We start from the raw sequence: 18,261 nt of genomic DNA, 5'->3' as shown, positions 1-18,261 counted from the left end.
TTCAGGACTCCTGGGTTCGGCCGCCGGTCAGCGACGGCAGGGCGAGCAGCAGGGCGACGGCGATGCCGATCGCGGCGCACAGGGCGAAGAGACTGTGGAAGGCGCGCAGGGTGTCGTCGGGGATCGCGGTGTAGACCGCGGCGAGCATGGCGATACCGAGGGCGCCGCCCACCTGCCGCGAGGTCACGTTCATCCCGATCCCGACCGCGAACTGGTGCGGGGGCAGCGCGCTCGCCGCCGCGGTGCCGAGCACGGTGACCACGATGCCGATCCCGCCGCCACCGAGCAGCCCGGCGGGCACCCAGGCCGACCACAGTGCCGGATCGGGACCGAACGCGTCGGTGCTCATCCAGACCAGCGCGGCCGTGTACAGCAGTGCGCCCACCACTCCGGACCAGCGCCGTCCCCGGGCGCTGGTGACCCGGCCGACGAGCACCGAGGTCACCATCGACGCCGCCGCGCCCACGGTGAGCGCCGCCGCCGATTCGAGCACCGAGTAGCCCCAGAGCGCGTCGAGGAACATCGGCCCGGCCAGCAGCCAGGCGAACATCGACGCGGTGAACAGGAACGACCCGGCATTGGCGAGCGCGAATTGCCTGCTGCGCCACAGCCCGACGGCCACCGCGGGCTCGGGATGACGCCGTGAGCGCAGCAGCGCGAACGCCACGAGCGCGGTGCCGCCGAGCAGCGCGGCGAGGGTCCCGGGTGCCGTCCACCCCCAGCTCTGCCCCTCGGTGACCGCCGCGACGACGGCACCGAGACCCAGCGCCACCGCGAGTGTGCCCACCGGGTCGGGCAGCGCGCTCGTGCGACGCTCGTCCTCGCCGGGCAGGCGCAGTCCGGGCACGATCAGCGCCAGCGCCACCGGCACATTCACCAGGAACACCGCCCGCCAGCCCAGACTCTCGACCAGCACGCCGCCGACGGCGGGTCCGACCACCGCGGCGAACCCACCCGCGGCCGTCCACACCGCGATGGCGCTGCCGATCTTGTCCCTCGGCGTCGCCGCGAGTACGAGCGCCAGCGCGGCGGGGACCATGAACGCCGCCGTCATGCCCTGCAGCACGCGCCCGGCGATGAGCCAGCCCGCGCCCGGCGCGAGCCCACACAGCAGCGAGGTGAGGGCGAATCCCGCCAGTGCCAGCGCGAACAACCTGCGCCTGCCGAGCACGTCGGCGAGCCTGCCCGCCGGGGTGAGCAGCGCGGCGAAGGCGACGGCGTAACCACTGACGATCCAGGTCAACGTGCTGGTCGCGGTGCCGGGGTAGGACGTGGCGATGGACGGGAACGCGATGTTGACCACCGACAGGTCGAGAAAGGCGATGAACGCGGCACCCGCGGCGACGGCCAGGGTGCGGCTCGCGGCGGTGTCCGGTGGTGGGAGGGGCCGAGCGGAGACGTCGGTCATGGGGAGGTTCCTTCGCGGGAGAAATAAGAACGTACGATCGTTCGTAAATAAAAGTACGACCGATCGTGCACCTAGGCAAGAGGCGGTGGAACAATGGAGTCCATGACCCAGCTGACCGAGCCCGGCGACCAGCGACTGGCCAAGGGTGCGCGCGCCAGGGCGAGCATCGCCCGCCGCGCCGCCGAGCTCGCCTCCGTCGAGGGCCTCGACGGCATCAGCATCGGGATGCTCGCCACCGACCTCGGCATCAGCAAGAGCGGCATCGCGACCCTGTTCGGCACGAAGGAAGCACTCCAGCTCGCCGCCGTACAGACCGCCCGCGACGTGTTCATCGAGCGGGTGATCGCCCCGAGCCTGCGCGAACCCGCCGGCCGCGGCCGCATCCGCACCCTCATCGAGCGCTGGTTCGCCCACATCGAGAACCCGCCCTTCCCCGGCGGCTGCTTCCGCGTCGCCACCCTGGCCGAGTTCAGCAGCAAACAGGGCGCGGTCCGCGACGCCGTGGTCGCCGACCGCGACGAATGGCTGGCCCTGCTGACCACCGAGATCGGCAAGGCTCAGGACCTCGGCGACTTCCCCGGCGCCGACCCCGGACAGTTGGTCTTCGAACTGGACGCGGTGGTGAGCGCCGCCAATATCGCCCGGCAGGTGGGTGATTCGGCCCGCGTCGACGCGGCGCGCGTGATCGCCGGGCGGCTGCTCGCGGGGTGAGGAGATGACGACGGCGCCGCAACCCGTGGGTTACGGCGCCGGTCGGCGTGTCGGCCGCGGCCCGGGGCGCGAGTTGTTCGCTGTCGGCCGCGAGGATCGCGGGTCAGTGATGGTGGGCGTGCTGGTGTGGGTTCGGGGTTTCGGTGGTGAGGGTGAAGGCGGCGGTGTGGACGGTGTCTTCGTGGCGGAAGTCGAGGAACAGGCGGTAGGTGCCGGGACCGGGGACCGCGGTGTGGAAGGTGATTTCGGGTCCGGGCGGGGTGATGCCGTCGCCGGGTTCGCCGGTGGGGTGGACGTGCACGTAGGCGAGGTCGCCGGCGCGCAGGATCACGAGATGGCCGAAGGCGGCCAGGTAGGGCTGTAGATCGGTGACGGGCGCGCCGTCCTTGTGGACGGTCAGGGTGAGCAGCTCGCCCTCGGCGCGCAGCTCCCCGTCGACGGTGACCTCGTAGCCGTCCACCGTGGCCGTCCGGTCCACCGCCGGGACCGGTTGCGGCGCATAGCGTCCCGCGACGGCGAGGTCGGCGCCGAGGGTGAGGGTGCGCCCGAGTGTGCGCGGCGCGATGTCGGTGAACACGCGGTAGGCGCCCGCCTCGGGCAGGTTCAGCCTGATCGCCCAGGTGCCGTCGGCCTCGCGGCGCGGATGGACATGCCAGAACCCGGTCAGCTCCCGTCGCGCCACGATCAGATGCAGCTCGCGGTCGTGGAGCTGGTCGAACTCGGTCACCGGCGCCCCGTCCGGCCCCAGAATCCGGAACCGGAAGTCGATCTCACCGGGCTCGGCGATCACGGTGTCGAGATCGAGCGTGTACCCGTCCTGGGTGATCTGCAGGCCACCCGGAACCCCGGCACCGTGCCCGGCGTGGGCATCGTGCCCGGCGGTGTGCTCGTGGTGGTGGCCGGTGTGGATGGTCATCGTCTTCGCCTCTCTGTGCCGTTTGCGTTGTCACGAACATATACCCCCTGGGGGTATCTAGTAAAGAGATGAGGGCTTGTGAGGTGGGTCACCGGTGTCGGTGTCGCCGGGGCTCGGGTCAGGTCGGCGAGGAGGGCGGCCAGTTCTTCGGCACGGAGTGCGACGTCGACGTGCCCCGCGGGCAGGGTTTGGACATCGAAGGTGTTGTCAGGGGTGAGTTTGTCGGCGTCAGCGATCATCTTCGTGACCAAGGGGGGAGGACGTTGTCGTGGGTGAGGCGAACGAAGCTGCGGGGAACGCGGCCCCAGGTCGCGACGTCGACGCGAGTGTCGGCGAACTGGATACAAGCGCCGTCCTCGGGCTGCATCGCGTAGTTGATCAGGGTGAGCGCCTGCTCGGCCCGTGCCGCCGCACCTTACGCGCCACGTCGATCACCCGGACCGCATTGCCCGGGAGTGAATCGAGTCGATGCTCCGGGCATTACCCAGGGCGCCCCGCGTCAACACCGCGAGGCCGTGTCGAACGTCGACTGAGGGCAAGTCCTGCTCGGAAGCCGGGGTGAACGGTTGCCGGAATCAGGCCGAGAGTTCGAGGTCCGCGGCGACGGCGGTGTCGAATCGCGCCCAGATCACCTCGGTCAGGCCGGCGTGGGCGCCGATGACCTCCGCGTGGGTGATCCCGGGCGCGGCGGCGAGCAGCCGGTCGGTGAGCAATCCGGGTGCCAGGAACCATGGCGCGACCACGATCCGCGCGGAACCACGGGCACGCAAACGTTCGACGGCGAGGCCGATGCTGGGTTCGACTGTCGCGAAGCAGATCTCGGTGCGCAGACCGGTCAGCGCGGCCAGCCGGCGCGCTACCGCGGCGGTCCGCCGGTTGGCCGCCGCGTCACTCGAGCCCACCGCGGCCACGGCGACGCCGGGCCGCATACCGAGCGCGGGCGCAGCGTGTTCCCGGGGGTATCCGGGATGACCGGCGGCGGCGACACGATCACCCAGCGCCGCCACGAGCAGCGGATCGGGGCCGAGGACATCGGCCTGGGTCAGCCGCAGCCGGGGATGGCGCCGCGTCACCTCGGCCAGCAGCGCGGGCAGATCGACCCGCGCGTGAAAAGCGTTGCCCAGCAACAGCGGAACCACGATCACCTCGCGGTGACCCTGGGCGGCGAGATCGTCGGCGACCTGCTCCACCGAGGGGGCGCTGAGATCGAGGAAGGCCAGCCGGACCGTGAGCTCGGGCCGCGCGGCCGCGACATCGGCGACCACTGCCGCCATCGTCGCCGCCGACCGCGGATCACGGCTGCCGTGCGCGACCGCCAGCAACGCGGGCCCGCCACCGCCGCGCGGCACCCCGACGGGGCCGCGCAGCGGGGCGAGCGTGTGCGTCATCGGACCGCGGTACCGACCTCGACGGAGGTCAGCACATCGCCGACCAGGCCCGCGGCCAGAGTGTTGCCGCCCGCGGGGTCGATCAGCAGGAACGACCCGGTGTGCCGGTTGGTGCGGTAGTCGTCGGCCGGGATCGGCTCGGCCAGGCGCAGCGAGACCCGGCCGATGTCGTTGAGCTCCAGCGACTCCGGGCTCTCCTGCGCGGTCAGGGTCTGCTCGTCGAAGCGCTCCACGAGAGCGCCGACGATCGCCTGGGTGGTCTTGGTGCCGTGCTTGAGCAGCAGACGCGCGCCGGGGCGCAGCGCCTTGTCACCGAGCCAGCAGACCGTCGCGTCGAAGGTGTCGATCGGCTCCGGCGCGTCGGCGGGCGAGGCGATGATGTCGCCGCGCGAGATGTCGACCTCGTCGGCCAGCAGCAGCGTCACGCTGCGGCCCACCTGGGCGACCGCCAGCTCACCGTCGGGAGTGTCGACCCGCTCGACGGTGGTGCGCTTGCCCGAGGGCAGCACCACGATCTCGTCACCGGGGGAGACCGAGCCCGCCGCGATCTGGCCGGCGTACCCGCGATAGTCGGGGTACTCGGCGGTGCGCGGACGGATCACGTACTGCACCGGGAAACGCAGGCCGATCGCGTGCGCGCCGGTCGAATCCGCGTCCACCGGCACCGACTCCAGGTGCTCGATCAGCGAGGGACCGTCGTAGTACGGGGTGTTCGCCGAACGGCTGGCGATATTGTCGCCGTGCAGCGCCGAGACCGGGATCTCGAGCACGTCGGACTCGGCCCAGCCCAGCTTCGCGGTGAGGGTGCCGAACTCGGCCGAGATCTCAGCGAACACCTCGGCCGGATTGTCGACCAGGTCGATCTTGTTCACGGCCAGCACCAGGCGCGGCACGCCCAGCAGCGCCAGCACGGCAGCATGGCGACGGGTCTGCTCGATGACACCCTTGCGCGCGTCCACCAGCAGGATCACCAGCTGCGCGGTGGACGCGCCGGAGACCGTGTTGCGGGTGTACTGCACGTGGCCGGGGGTGTCGGCCAGCACGAACGAACGCTTCGGCGTGGCGAAGTAGCGGTAGGCCACGTCGATGGTGATGCCCTGCTCACGCTCGGCGCGCAGGCCGTCGACGAGCAGCGACAGGTCCGGGGTGGACAGACCCTTGTCGACCGAAGCGCGGGTGACCGCGTCGATCTGATCGGCCAGCACGGACTTCGTGTCGTAGAGCAGGCGTCCGACCAAGGTGGACTTGCCGTCGTCGACAGAACCGGCGGTGGCCAGCCTCAATAGGTCGGACATCAGAAATAACCCTCTCGCTTGCGGTCTTCCATGGCGGCCTCGGACACGCGGTCGTCGCCACGGGTCGCACCACGTTCGGTCAGTCGGGACGCGGCGACCTCGGCCAGGATGGCCTCGTTGTCGGCGGCGTCGGAGATGATGGCGCCGGTGGTGGAACCGTCGCCGACGGTGCGGTAACGCACCGAACGGGTCTCGAGGACCTCGGTCTCGTTCGGGCCGCCCCACACGCCGGGGGTCATCCACATGCCGTCGCGCTGGTACACCGGACGCTCGTGGGCGTAGTAGATGCTGGCCAGGTCGATGTCCTCGCGGGCGATGTAGCGCCAGATGTCGAGCTCGGTCCAGTTGCTCAGCGGGAACACGCGCACGTGCTCACCCGGGGCGTGCTTGCCGTTGTAGAGGTTCCACAGCTCGGGACGCTGACGCTTGGGGTCCCACTGGCCGAAGGCGTTGCGCAGCGAGAAGATCCGCTCCTTGGCGCGCGAACGCTCCTCGTCGCGCCGGCCGCCGCCGAAGACCGCGTCGAAGCGGTGCTCGGTGATGGCGTCGAGCAGCGGGACGGTCTGCAGCGGGTTGCGGATGCCGTCGGGACGCTCGGTGAGACGACCGTCGGCCAGGTACTCCTCCACCGAGGCCACGTGCAGGCGCAGGCCGTACTTCTCGACCACCTTGTCGCGGAACTCGAGCACCTCGTCGAGGTTGTGCCCGGTGTCCACGTGCAGCAGCGCGAACGGCAGCGGCGCGGGCCAGAAGGCCTTGAGCGCCAGGTGCAACAGGACCGTGGAGTCCTTGCCGCCGGAGAACAGGATCACCGGCCGCTCGAACTCGCCGGCGACCTCACGGAAGATGTGGATCGCCTCGGACTCCAGCGCCGCGAGGGTGTCGAACTCGGTCAGGCCGAGCTCGCGTTCGGTGGTGTGGGTACTCACAGGCTCACTCCCAGAGGTGGTGATGGTCATGATTGGTGCAATCCGCACTCGGTCTTGGCGAGGCCGGCCCAGCGGCCACTGCGCGGATCGGACCCCGGCTCGGGCTTGCGCGTGCACGGCGCGCAGCCGATGGACGGGTAACCCTCCTCCACCAGGGGATTGACGAGAATGCCGTTGGCCTCGATGTAGGCCTGCATCTCGTCGTCGGACCACGGTGCGATCGGGTTGATCTTCACCAGTCCGAAAGCTTCGTCGAAGGTGATCAGCGGCGCGTTGGCGCGGGTCGGTGCCTCCACCCGGCGGATACCGGTGATCCAGGCGTTGTAGCCCGCCAGCGACTTCGTCAGCGGCACCACCTTGCGCAACCGGCAGCATTCGCCCGCGTCGCGCGCGAACAGATCCTTGCCCAGCAGCTCGTCCTGCTCGGCGACGCTGTGCTCGGGCCGCACATTGACCACGTTCACCCCGTACACGGCCTCCACCGCGTCCCGGGTGCCCATGGTCTCGGCGAAGTGGTAACCGGTGTCGAGGAACAGCACGTCCACGCCGGGCCGGGCCTGCGCGGCCAGATGCACCAGCACGCCGTCCTGCATGTTCGACGCGACGATGTAGCCGGTGCCGAAGGTGCGGTCGGTCCAGGCGATCAGCTCGGCGGCCGAGGCGTCGGGGCCGAGTTCGGCCGCGCCCTGCTCGGCGAGCGCGCGCAGCTCGTCTTCGGACAGTTTCGTCGCGAGATTCGTTGTCACTGGGGGGATCTCCTCATCGCCTATCGGAGGTCGGCCTCATCGGCACGCACGGCCCACACCGCGAAGCGTTCGCCGGCTTCCCGGTTCTTCACGAAATTGCGCACGACGCGTTCGATGTAGTCGCCGAGCTCCACGCTGGTGACCTTGTGCTGACGCAGCTTGCGGCCGAATCCGGAATCCAGGCCGAGGCTGCCACCCAGGTGAACCTGGAAGCCCTCGACCTGATTCCCGCTGCCGTCGTCGACGAGCTGACCCTTGAAGCCGATGTCGGCGATCTGGGAGCGGCCGCACGAGTTCGGGCAGCCGTTGATGTTGATGGTGATCGGCACGTCGAGCTGGGCGTTGATGTCGGCCAGGCGCTGCTCGAGCTCCGGCGCCAGCACCTGCGAGCGCTTGCGGGTCTCGACGAAGGAGAGCTTGCAGAACTCGATGCCACTGCACGCGAGCAGGTTTCGCCGCCAGATCGACGGACGGGCCTGCAGGCCCAGCGGTTCCAGCTCGTCGATCAGCGCGTCGACCTGGTCGTCGGCGATGTCGAGGATGATCAGCTTCTGGTAGGGGGTGAAGCGGATGCGATCCGAACCGTACTTCTCGGCGGCGTCGGCGACCTTGCTCAGGATGGTGCCCGAGACGCGGCCCGCGATGGGGGAGAAGCCCACGGCGTTGAGGCCGTTGCGCAGCTTCTGCACGCCGACGTGATCGATCGGCTTGTCCGGCTGCTCGGGCGCGGGGCCGTCGATCAGCTTGCGCTTCAGGTACTCGTCCTCGAGCACCTGGCGGAACTTCTCGATGCCCCAGTCCTTGATCAGGAACTTCAGGCGGGCCTTGGTGCGCAGCCGGCGGTAGCCGTAGTCCCGGAACACCGAGACCACGCCCTCCCACACATCGGGCACCTCGTCGAGCGGAATCCACGCGCCGACCCGCTGGGCCAGCATCGGATTGGTGGACAGGCCGCCACCGACCCAGAGGTCGAGGCCCGGCCCGTGCTCGGGGTGGTTCACGCCGATGAAGGCGACGTCGTTGATCTCGTGCACCACGTCCTGCTGGCCCGAGATGGCGGTCTTGAACTTGCGGGGAAGGTTGGAGTACTCCTTCTTCCCGATGTAGCGCTTGACGATCTCGTCCACGGCCGGGGTCGGGTCGATGATCTCGTCGAGCGACTCGCCCGCCAGCGGCGAGCCGAGGATGACACGCGGGCAGTCGCCGCACGCCTCGGTGGTGTGCAGGCCGACCGACTCGAGTCGCCGCCAGATTTCCGGGACGTTCTCGACCTCGATCCAGTGGTACTGGACGTTCTCGCGGTCGGACAGGTCGGCGGTGTCGCGGCCGAACTCGGTGGAGATGCCGCCGACGGTGCGCAGCTGGGCCACATTGAGCGCGCCGCCGTCGCAGCGCACCCGCATCATGAAGTACTTGGCCTCGAGCAGGTCGATGTTGTCGTCGTCGGTCCAGGTGCCGTCGTAGCCCTCTTCGCGCTGGGTGTAGAGACCCCACCAGCGGAAGCGGCCACGCAGGTCGGCCTTGTCGATCGAATCGAAGCCGCCCTTGGCGTAGATGTTCTCGATGCGCGCGCGGACGTTGAGCGGGTTGTCGTCCTTCTTGGACTGCTCGTTCGGGTTGAGCGGCTCGCGGTAGCCGAGGGCCCACTGGCCTTCGGAGCGGCGGCGCACGGGCTTGCCGGTACGGGCGCGCGGCGCCACCGGGGCGTCACCGTTGGACCGGTCGGGGCGGACGCGGCGCTCGCGCTCGGGACGGGCCTGCGTCGGCTGCTCGGTCGCAGCGGCGTCGGTGCTCGACGTCATGTGGGGTCGCTCCTGCGGGGTGGGTGGTACATCCGTGCTGAAGGCGCGAGGGGCTGGCTCGCGTCAGGTGGTCAGCGGGCCGATGAAAGTCGAAGGCACCGGGGGATACCCGGGCGTGGACGCCGCTGCGCTACCGGGGGAAACCGGGCCGACAACAGGCGCTGCAGACGCGCTGGAAGTCGACGTGGCGACGGGCCACGAGTCGTACTCCAGATGCGTGCATGTGCCTATTGTGCCATGTCAGCCGGGTCGTTCCGACCGCAAGGAGATATTTCCCGCACTTTCGAGGGAAATTCCCTGGACGGCCGTCCTGTTCTGTGATGGGGGTCATAGTTCGCCCTTCGGAAGCGACCTCTGATTCGCCCGAGCCCCCTCCTGTGCGCCAGGGCACAGCGCCACGGTGCCCGGGTGCGGCGCGGTGACGACGCTCGCAACGGCCGAGGGCCCGTGCGGGAACGGCCGTCGGGGCCGGGCAGACTGGAGTGGTGACTTCCAGCGCTGCCACCGGGGTATCCGGCGTGACACCGGCCGATACCGATCGGCCGGTGCTGCGCGACTTCGGCGGCGGCGCGTTCGGTGTCTACGTGCACGTGCCGTTCTGCGCGACGCGCTGCGGATACTGCGACTTCAACACCTATACGGCGGGGGAGCTGGGGACCTCGGCCTCGCCGCAGTCCTGGCTCGAGGCCCTGCGCGGTGAGCTCGCGACCGCCGCGACCGAGTTCGCCGGGCTGCCGAGCGCGACGCCGGAGGTGTCGACGATCTTCGTCGGCGGCGGGACGCCCTCGCTGCTCGGCGGCGACGGGCTGGCCGCGGTTCTCGACGCGGTCCGCGCGAACTTCACCCTGGCCGCCGATGCCGAGGTGACCACCGAATCCAATCCGGAGTCCACGTCGCCGGAATTCTTCGCCCGTCTGCGCGAGGCCGGCTACACCCGGATATCGCTGGGCATGCAGTCCGCGGCGCAGCACGTGCTGAAGATCCTGGACCGGACCCACACGCCCGGCCGCGCGGTCGCCGCCGCGAAGGAGGCCAGGGCGGCCGGGTTCGAGCACGTCAACATCGACCTCATCTACGGCACGCCGGGGGAGTCCGACGCCGACCTCGACGCGAGCCTCGATGCCGTGCTCGCCGCCGGTGTCGACCATGTCTCGGCCTACTCGCTGATCGTCGAGGACGGCACCGCCCTGGCGCGCAAGGTCCGTCGCGGCGAGTTGCCCGCGCCGGACGAGGACGTCCTCGCCGCCCGCTACGAGCGCATCGACGCCCGCCTGGCCGCGGCCGGACTGTCCTGGTACGAGGTCTCCAACTGGGCGGCGAACGACGCCGCCCGGTGCCGTCACAACCTCGGCTACTGGGATGGCGGCGACTGGCTCGGTGCGGGGCCCGGTGCCCACAGCCATGTCGGCGGGGTCCGCTGGTGGAACGTCAAGCATCCCGCCCGCTACGCCGACCGGGTCGGCCTCGGTGGACTGCCCGCCGCGGGCTGGGAGGCGCTCACCGACGACGAGCGCTACACCGAACACCTCATGCTCACCGTCCGTCTCCGCACCGGCCTGCCGCTGGCCGGCCTCGCGCCGACGGCCCACCGCGCGCTCGACCGCATCCTCGCCGACGGCCTCGCCGAGATCGCCGACGACCACCTGGTCCTCACCGATCGCGGCCGGCTGCTCGCCGACGGTGTGGTCCGTGACCTGCTGGTCTGATCGGCGACGAACCGGTATTCCGGTCGCGGATGACTCCTGCCCGCCGGCGCCGGGTCGACGATCGTTCATCGGGTTCTCCTTTCGCCGTTGCCGAATCGTTGGAGAAGGTGGCCGGGATCGGTCGTCACGACCGCCGCCGGGGCCCCGGACACAGGACGCTTGACACCGATTCGTGACCGGAATTCCGGGATCTTTCAGTGACGCGGGCGACATCGATGATCGCCCGGTCAGCGCTATGAGCGCAGGTGATGCACACCTCACCGGTGGGATCGCGCACCGGGGTCGCCGAGTGCGCGGATCGATGGGTTCGGGGCCGAAGATAACGATTGGGGGCGTAGGCTTCGGGTCGATCCTAGGGAGCTAAATGTCCACCGAACGGCACATCACCCTCGTCCACGAGCAGAGCGAATTCGCGGAAGCGCGCTCTGCCGAGAAGGCGGAGAACGCTCGTCAATGCGCGGTCGCCGCGCGGACGGTCGCCTCGCATTCGAACGACGCCGAAGACTGCGTGTCACTCTTGGCGATGCTCGGCCTGGATGCCCTCGCGGGCAAGCAGGTGGGCGCTGCCTCGTCGGCCGCCCGCAGCTGACTCCACCGCGGCCACCCGCACCGGGTGGCCGCCGCTCGACCCGTCGACTCACCGGCACGACAGCCGGTCCCGAGTCGCGGCCTGCTGCTGCTCGTCCGGCGCCGCGTCGCCTCCGATCACCCCACCGGCGATCGCGGGCCGCGGCGTCCCCAGCAGCGCCTCGGTATTCCCCCGGGTGACCAGATACTCCGGCACCCGGCGCTCACCGTCGTCCCCCGGCGCCACCGCCGCGCCCGCACCGAGCGGGCAGTGGACATGCCGATCACCCGCCCGCGGCCCCGCGGACCCCGACGGAGTTTCTCCGCCGATCACCGTGCCCGCCACACTCTGCCCGGCCCCGAGCCGAACCGGTGCGGGCTGCCCCGGCGCAGGCTGCCCCGGCAGCTCCACCCGGGGACTCACCCCCGGCCGCCCACCCGCCCCCGATGCCGTGGCCGTCGCCTCGCCGCCGTCCCCACCCTGACGGACGCCGTAGCCCAGGTACGCCGGACGTCCCTCGACAGCCGCGCCCCGCGCAATCGAGGTACCCACGTCACCGGGCGCCGGCGCCGCCGCGGACCAACCGCTCACCGACCCCGCACCCGTCGCCCAGCCGCCGGAACCCGCTGGCAGCCCGCCTGTGAACGGACCGGAAGTCAGAGCGCCCGAGGCGCTGTACCCGGTGGAGGCGACGGCCGGATTCCCGGCCACCCCGCCGGTGGCGGCTGCCGACGCGGGCGCGGCCACCGCGTTCCTGTCCGGCGGCGCTCCGCTGGTGGCCGCTCCGCTGGTGGCCGCGCCGGTGTTGGCCGCTCCGCTGGTGGCGGCGCTGGCGTTGGTCGGGGAGCCGGTGGTCGGGCCGTCGGTGGCCGTGGAGCCGGTCGAACCTTCGGTTGTTGTGGCAGCGGTGGTCGGGTCGTCGGTGGTCGCGCCAGCCGTGACCGTGGCGGCGGATTCCTCCGGTGCGTTTGGCTCCGGAGACGACATCGCCGATATGTCCGGTCTGGAATCGGCATCGGTTGTTCCGGATCGCGCGACATCGGCAACGCCTCCAGCGGAGGAGTCCGTCGAGGCAACATCGCCGGGTTTCGAATCCGCCTTCGTCTTCGACTCGGTGTCTGCGGACGTATCCCGGTAGAGCTCGGCGTCACGCGGTCGTCCGTTCGCGAAAAGGTGGTCGTTCGAACGCGGAACGGCGGGCTCGCCGGGGTTCGGCCGAGTCGGTGTGGGCAGCACGGGAATCCGGCCCGACAGCTCGCCGAAGGGCACCACGTAGCGGTCGTGCATGGCCGTTCGTGCCTCGTCCTGGGCCGCCGACGCCGCACGGTTGGGTTCGGGGCGCCCTGCCGCCCATGCCGGTTCCCCGGCATCGGACACGACCGCCGGAATCGCGTACTTGGTCGACACGACCGCCTCCGCGGCGGCGCGCACGACCGCGGGGAGTTCGTCCAGTGCCGCAACGAGTTCACTGGCCTGCCGTATATACGCCGTGACCGCTTGTGCGGCGGCGGAGGCACCCGCACCGGACCAGGCCGATTCCGCGGCCACGCCGATGGCACGTTCGAAGGCCAGGAGTCCGTCGGCGAAACACAGTGCCAGCAGCGCGAACCTGTCGGCCTGCGCGTGCGCGGCCGTCACGTCCAGTCCGGCGAAGGCCGTGGCGATCTCGTCGTGGCGCCAGGCCTGGGCGTTCTCCCCACCGCCTGGAATACCGGGTGGCTCATGGTTTTTCATCGGACGGACCCGGCAGGAGTTGCCACGGCACGCAGCTGGTCGCCCCATTCGCTGTCCGCCTCGACCAGCCGGTCGTGGGCGGTCCGATGCGACTGGCGGATGCCTTCGACGATCCGGGCATGCTCGGCGAGCACGGCACCGGCGCTGTTGCCCGGACCGGCGGCCTTGGCCCGCAATCGCGCCACCAGGGCGGGGCCGGAGCGGAGCCGGGCCTCGGTCTCGCCCAGGCCCCAGCTCGTCTGTTCGCCGATCTCCGTGGCGAGCGTGGCTGCCTGGGCGAGCACCCGCAGGAATTCCGTACACGCATGGTCGATTCCGGCGAACTCCGCGGGCTGTACCCGCACCGATTCCTGAACCGCACGCGCCTCGATCTGCCTCATCACAGTCCCTCCCCGTCTGTCGCAGAGCATGAAAACCGCTGGTAGAACACCCGATCGAGGTCGAAAGTACGGCTGATCCGGCGCTGTCGGCAAGGCCCTGACCCGCGCCTGTGGACAACTCGGCCCTGTGGAGAACTCGAAGAGTGGAATCGGCCGCCGCGTGGGAGGCGGCCCGTGGTCGGCACGGCCGCGCCCGGCGTGCTCTCTCGATTCGCGCGGAGACAATTAGACTGGACAACGAGACGCTCCGAGCGTCGGCGTGCGAGTCTGTGCGGCGAACACAGCACGCATGTGGACGCATGACGTACCCGGCACGAGCGAGGAGGTGGGGTCGATGGCGTCGAGCACCGAAGATCGGCGTTTCGAGGTCCTGCGAGCGATCGTCGCGGATTACGTCGCCACCAAGGAACCGATCGGCTCCAAGTCGCTCGTGGAACGGCATCACCTGGGCGTATCCAGCGCCACCATCCGCAACGACATGGCGGTCCTCGAGGCCGAGGGCTACATCACCCAGCCGCACACCAGCTCCGGCCGCATCCCCACCGACAAGGGATACCGCGAGTTCGTGGACCGGATCGCCGAGGTCAAGCCGCTCTCGGGCGCCGAACGCCGGGCGATCATGGAGTTCCTGGAATCCGGCGTCGACCTCGACGACGTCCTGCGTCGCGGCGTGCGCCTGCTGGCCCAGCTGACCAGGCAGGTCGCTGTCGTGCAGTACCCCACGGTCTCGGCCTCGACGGTGCGCCACATCGAGGTCGTCGCGCTGAACCCGGCCCGGCTGCTGCTGGTGGTGATCACCGACACGGGCCGCGTCGACCAGCGCATCGTCGATCTCGGCGCCGTCATCTCCGACGACGACCTGGCCGCGGTGCGCGGCCTGCTCGGCGGTGCCATGGACGGCAAGCTGCTCTCGGTGGCCAGCGCCTCGGTGGCCGGGCTGCCCGAACGCGCACCGGCCAAGATCCGCGACGTGCTGGTCCGTGTCTCCACGGTGCTGGTGGAGACCCTGGTGGAGCATCCGGAGGAGCGGCTGGTGCTCGGCGGTACCGCCAACCTCACCCGCAATGTGGCCGATTTCGGTTTCCCCGGCTCGCTGCGCACCGTGCTCGAGGCGCTCGAGGAGCAGGTCATCGTGCTCAAACTGCTCGCCGCCGCACAGCAGCCCGGCCAGGTGATGGTGCAGATCGGCGAGGAGACCAAGGTCGAGGAGATGCGGGGCACCTCGGTGGTCTCCACCGGCTACGGCGCGGCGGGCGCGGTGCTCGGCGGCATGGGCGTGCTGGGCCCGACCAGGATGGACTATCCGGGCACCATGGCCTCGGTGGCGACGGTGGCCCGCTACATCGGCGAGGTGCTCGCCGAAAGGTGACCGCGGGACGGCGAGCGCGTCACCCGCACTGTTAAGGTCGATACTTCGGCCGGTAAAGTTGAGTGGATTCGACTAAAGGAGCGCGCCGCGCTCGGCTGGACCACAGCGACCAAGGACTAGAGAACTCAAGTGGCACGGGATTACTACGGACTGCTCGGCGTCGGCAAGAACGCCACCGACCAGGAGCTCAAGCGCGCCTACCGCAAGCTGGCCCGCGAACTGCACCCCGACGTGAACCCGGACGAGGCCGCCCAGGCCAAGTTCAAGGAAGTCTCCACCGCGTACGAGGTGCTCACCGACCCGGAGAAGCGCCGGATCGTCGATCTGGGCGGTGACCCGCTCGAAAACGGCGGCGGCGGTGCGGGATTCAGCGGCGCCGGGTTCGGCGGCCTCGGTGACGTCTTCGAGGCGTTCTTCGGCGGCATGAGCGGCCAGGGCGGTGGCGCGCGCAAGCCGCGCGGCCGCGTGCAGCCGGGCGCCGACTCGCTCATCCGCACCCGGCTGAGCCTGGCCGAGTGCGCCGTCGGCGTGACCAAGCACCTGACCGTCGACACCGCCATCCTCTGCGACATCTGCCAGGGCGCGGGCACCAACGGCAACTCCAAGCCGGTGCGCTGCGAGACCTGCGACGGCGCCGGTGAGGTGCAGTCGGTGCAGCGCTCGTTCCTGGGCCAGGTGCTCACCTCGCGCCCCTGCCCCACCTGCCGCGGCGCCGGCGAGACCATCCCCGACCCGTGCCACAAGTGCGGTGGCGACGGCCGCGTGCGTGCCCGCCGCGAGATCGCCGCGCCGATCCCGGCCGGTGTGGCCAACGGCATGCGGGTGCGCCTGGCCGCGCAGGGCGAGGTGGGTCCCGGTGGCGGCCACGCCGGTGACCTCTACGTCGAGGTCGTCGAGCAGCCGCACGACACCTTCGTCCGCGACGGCGACGACCTGCACTGCACCGTCCGGGTGCCGATGGTCGACGCCATCCTGGGCACCACCGTGGTGGTCGACACCATCCTCGACGGCCCCACCGAGCTGTCCATCGCCCCGGGTACCCAGCCCGGCGAGGTCATCCAGCTGCGCGCGCACGGCATGCCCCGGCTGCGCTCCGGCGCCCGCGGTGACCTGCTGGCCCACCTCGACATCGTGGTGCCGAGCAAGCTCGACGGCAAGCAGACCGAGCTGCTGCGCAAGTTCAAGGGCCTGCGCGAGAAGGACCGCGCCGAGGTGATGTCCTCGCAGTCCGAGCACAACAGCGGCCTGTTCGCCCGGCTGCGCGCCTCCTTCAGCGGACGCTGAGCCGGTGGCCGCGACGGTCTTCTACCTCGACGAGGTGCCCGAACCGGGGTCCGTCGCGGTCCTGGACGGGCCGGAGGGCAGGCATGCGGCCACTGTGCGCCGCATCGGCGTCGGCGAGCCGATCACCCTGTCCGACGGACGCGGTGTGCTCGCCGAATCCGAGGTCGTCGCGGCCCAGAAGGGCAGGCTCGAGCTGGCGGTGCGCACGCGCCGGATCGCCGAGCCGGTGACGCCGTCGGTGACCGTGGTGCAGGCACTGCCCAAATCCGATCGCTCGGAGCTGGCCGTCGAGCTGATGACCGAGGCGGGCGTGGACCTGATCGTGCCGTGGCAGGCCGCGCGCTGTGTCGCCAACTGGGAAGCCAAGGCCGCCAAGGGCATCGAGAAGTGGCGCGCCGCGGCCAGGTCGGCGGCGCGGCAGTCGCGCCGGGCCTACATTCCCGACGTCGCCGAGCTGCACCGCACCCGCGACCTGGTCGAGCTGGTGCGCAAGGTGAAGGCCGACGGCGCGGTCGTGGCCGCGCTGCACGAATCGGGCGCGGGCAAGTTCACCGAACTGCCCCTGGCCGACGCGCGGGACGTGGTGCTGATCGTCGGTCCCGAGGGCGGCCTCGACGACACCGAACTCACCGCACTGGCCGACGCGGGCGCCGACATCGTGCTGCTCGGTCCCACCGTGCTGCGCACCTCGACCGCCGCCGCGGTCGCTCTCGGCGCACTCGGCGCCCTCACCTCCCGCTGGTAGTCCCCGCTGTGACCTGCGATCACCGGTCGATCGCGGTTGAGCCGATGCCGCCGTTATATCGCTGGGCGGTGTCGGTGGTGCGCGTTAAACTGAGTTCATCGAACACACAGTCGAGACCGGAAGCAGGCTATAGCCACTTTTGAAGAACACAGGCGAGATCGGCGACCCCACCAACCCCGTATCAGGCATCGGCGCAGGCGGAAACAACGCGGGTCCCGCGGCGCGAACAGTGCGTTCCAGCATCGAACTCGCCCCGGAGTCTGTTTTCCCCTTCCTCGGCTCGGCCGACCAGAATCTGCGTCAGCTGGAGAAGCTCCTTCCGGCCGACATCCACGTCCGCGGCAACACCGTCACCATCACCGGTAGAGCCGGTGACGTGGCGCTGGCCGAACGCGTCATCGAGCAGCTCGTGGCGCTGACCGGCCGCAACCGGGTGATCACCCCCGAGGCGGTCCGGCACACCGTGTCCATGCTCACCGAAGGCGTGTCCGAGTCACCCGCCGAGGTGCTGAGCCTGGACATCCTGTCGCGGCGCGGCAAGACCATCCGGCCCAAGACGCTCAACCAGAAGCGCTACGTCGACGCGATCGACGCCAACACCATCGTGTTCGGCATCGGTCCCGCCGGTACCGGCAAGACCTACCTGGCCATGGCCAAGGCGGTGCAGGCCCTGCAGTCCAAGCAGGTCACTCGCATCATCCTGACCAGGCCAGCGGTCGAGGCCGGTGAGCGGCTCGGCTTCCTGCCCGGCACCCTCAACGACAAGATCGACCCGTATCTGCGGCCGCTCTACGACGCCCTGCACGACATGATGGACCCGGAAGCCATCCCCAAGCTGCTGGCCTCCGGTGTCATCGAGGTCGCGCCGCTGGCGTACATGCGCGGGCGCAGCCTCAACGACTCGTTCATCATTCTCGACGAGGCGCAGAACACCACCGCCGAGCAGATGAAGATGTTCCTGACCCGTCTGGGCTTCGGTTCCAAGATGGTCGTCACCGGTGACATCTCGCAGGTCGACCTGCCCCACGGGCAGCGGTCGGGTCTGCGCGCGGCCGCAGAGATCCTCACCGACATCGACGACATCCACTTCTCGGAGCTCACCAGCGCCGACGTGGTGCGTCACCGGCTGGTCTCCGACATCGTCGACGCCTACGACCGGTTCGAATCCGAGACCCGCGCGGTGCCGGGCCCGCACTACCCGGGCAACCGGGCGCAGCGGCGCGCGGCCGGGCGCGCCAACCGGGGCTGACTCGCGGCACGCTGGACCGGATGCCGCTCCC

General features: G+C 70.4%; 16 protein-coding genes. 7 read left to right on the top strand and 9 right to left on the bottom strand.

What is annotated here, in order from left to right; genetic code table 11:
• Position 1: 1 nt before the first annotated feature.
• Positions 2-1,408, bottom strand: coding sequence for an MFS transporter (locus tag ACFC06_RS24810; RefSeq protein ID WP_375936314.1), 1,407 nt, complete (start codon positions 1,406-1,408; stop codon positions 2-4).
• Positions 1,409-1,510: 102 nt separating this feature from the next.
• Here ACFC06_RS24810 and ACFC06_RS24805 point away from each other — a divergent pair, with 102 nt between their 5' ends.
• On the top strand, positions 1,511-2,119 hold the full coding sequence (locus ACFC06_RS24805) for a TetR/AcrR family transcriptional regulator (protein ID WP_375936311.1): 609 nt from the start codon (positions 1,511-1,513) through the stop codon (positions 2,117-2,119).
• Between the two features lie 103 nt (positions 2,120-2,222).
• On the opposite strand, the gene ACFC06_RS24800 is transcribed toward ACFC06_RS24805, so the two are convergent.
• The 6 genes from ACFC06_RS24800 to ACFC06_RS24775 all read right to left on the bottom strand — a co-directional run bounded on the left by ACFC06_RS24800 (position 2,223) and on the right by ACFC06_RS24775 (position 9,195).
• Entirely contained in the window at positions 2,223-3,035 is an 813-nt protein-coding gene (locus ACFC06_RS24800) for a hypothetical protein (protein WP_375936308.1), read from the bottom strand.
• A gap of 575 nt (positions 3,036-3,610) precedes the next feature.
• Positions 3,611-4,423, bottom strand: a complete 813-nt coding sequence (locus ACFC06_RS24795; protein WP_375936305.1) for a sirohydrochlorin chelatase — start codon at positions 4,421-4,423, stop codon at positions 3,611-3,613.
• Positions 4,420-5,718 carry a sulfate adenylyltransferase subunit 1 gene (locus tag ACFC06_RS24790; RefSeq protein ID WP_375936302.1) on the bottom strand — a complete coding sequence of 433 codons (1,299 nt, stop codon included), beginning with the start codon at positions 5,716-5,718 and terminating at the stop codon, positions 4,420-4,422. Before ACFC06_RS24790 ends, ACFC06_RS24795 begins: the two co-directional genes overlap by 4 nt.
• Entirely contained in the window at positions 5,718-6,677 is a 960-nt protein-coding gene (gene cysD, locus ACFC06_RS24785) for a sulfate adenylyltransferase subunit CysD (protein ID WP_375936299.1), read from the bottom strand. The genes ACFC06_RS24790 and cysD overlap by 1 nt, the downstream gene beginning before the upstream one ends.
• Positions 6,674-7,393 (bottom strand): phosphoadenylyl-sulfate reductase, encoded by a 720-nt coding sequence (locus ACFC06_RS24780; RefSeq protein ID WP_375936296.1) that lies wholly within the window; start codon positions 7,391-7,393, stop codon positions 6,674-6,676. The genes cysD and ACFC06_RS24780 overlap by 4 nt, the downstream gene beginning before the upstream one ends.
• Before the next feature lie 20 nt (positions 7,394-7,413).
• On the bottom strand, positions 7,414-9,195 hold the full coding sequence (locus tag ACFC06_RS24775; protein ID WP_375936293.1) for a nitrite/sulfite reductase: 1,782 nt from the start codon (positions 9,193-9,195) through the stop codon (positions 7,414-7,416).
• 485 nt (positions 9,196-9,680) lie between these two features.
• On the opposite strand from ACFC06_RS24775, the gene hemW reads away from it, so the two are divergent.
• On the top strand, positions 9,681-10,901 hold the full coding sequence (hemW, locus tag ACFC06_RS24770) for a radical SAM family heme chaperone HemW (RefSeq protein WP_375936290.1): 1,221 nt from the start codon (positions 9,681-9,683) through the stop codon (positions 10,899-10,901).
• Between the two features lie 364 nt (positions 10,902-11,265).
• Positions 11,266-11,490, top strand: coding sequence for a hypothetical protein (locus tag ACFC06_RS24765; RefSeq protein ID WP_189033064.1), 225 nt, complete (start codon positions 11,266-11,268; stop codon positions 11,488-11,490).
• 48 nt (positions 11,491-11,538) lie between these two features.
• On the opposite strand, the gene ACFC06_RS24760 is transcribed toward ACFC06_RS24765, so the two are convergent.
• On the bottom strand, positions 11,539-13,203 hold the full coding sequence (locus tag ACFC06_RS24760) for a hypothetical protein (RefSeq protein ID WP_375936287.1): 1,665 nt from the start codon (positions 13,201-13,203) through the stop codon (positions 11,539-11,541).
• Positions 13,200-13,583, bottom strand: coding sequence for a hypothetical protein (locus ACFC06_RS24755; RefSeq protein ID WP_375936284.1), 384 nt, complete (start codon positions 13,581-13,583; stop codon positions 13,200-13,202). Before ACFC06_RS24755 ends, ACFC06_RS24760 begins: the two co-directional genes overlap by 4 nt.
• A gap of 334 nt (positions 13,584-13,917) precedes the next feature.
• Here ACFC06_RS24755 and hrcA point away from each other — a divergent pair, with 334 nt between their 5' ends.
• The 4 genes from hrcA to ACFC06_RS24735 all read left to right on the top strand — a co-directional run bounded on the left by hrcA (position 13,918) and on the right by ACFC06_RS24735 (position 18,230).
• Positions 13,918-14,952, top strand: coding sequence for a heat-inducible transcriptional repressor HrcA (gene hrcA, locus ACFC06_RS24750; protein ID WP_278262769.1), 1,035 nt, complete (start codon positions 13,918-13,920; stop codon positions 14,950-14,952).
• Between the two features lie 129 nt (positions 14,953-15,081).
• A complete protein-coding gene (dnaJ, locus tag ACFC06_RS24745; RefSeq protein WP_278262768.1) occupies positions 15,082-16,236 on the top strand; it encodes a molecular chaperone DnaJ in 1,155 nt (384 codons plus the stop codon).
• A gap of 4 nt (positions 16,237-16,240) precedes the next feature.
• A complete protein-coding gene (locus ACFC06_RS24740) occupies positions 16,241-16,981 on the top strand; it encodes a 16S rRNA (uracil(1498)-N(3))-methyltransferase (protein ID WP_375936280.1) in 741 nt (246 codons plus the stop codon).
• Positions 16,982-17,168: 187 nt separating this feature from the next.
• Positions 17,169-18,230 carry a PhoH family protein gene (locus tag ACFC06_RS24735; protein ID WP_375937308.1) on the top strand — a complete coding sequence of 354 codons (1,062 nt, stop codon included), beginning with the start codon at positions 17,169-17,171 and terminating at the stop codon, positions 18,228-18,230.
• Positions 18,231-18,261: the final 31 nt, after the last annotated feature.

Source organism: Nocardia sp. NPDC056064 (assembly GCF_042266925.1).
In the GTDB taxonomy this organism is placed as follows: domain Bacteria; phylum Actinomycetota; class Actinomycetes; order Mycobacteriales; family Mycobacteriaceae; genus Nocardia.
Note: the sequence above shows the minus strand (reverse complement) of the source record. Positions and strands in the feature narration are given on the sequence as shown.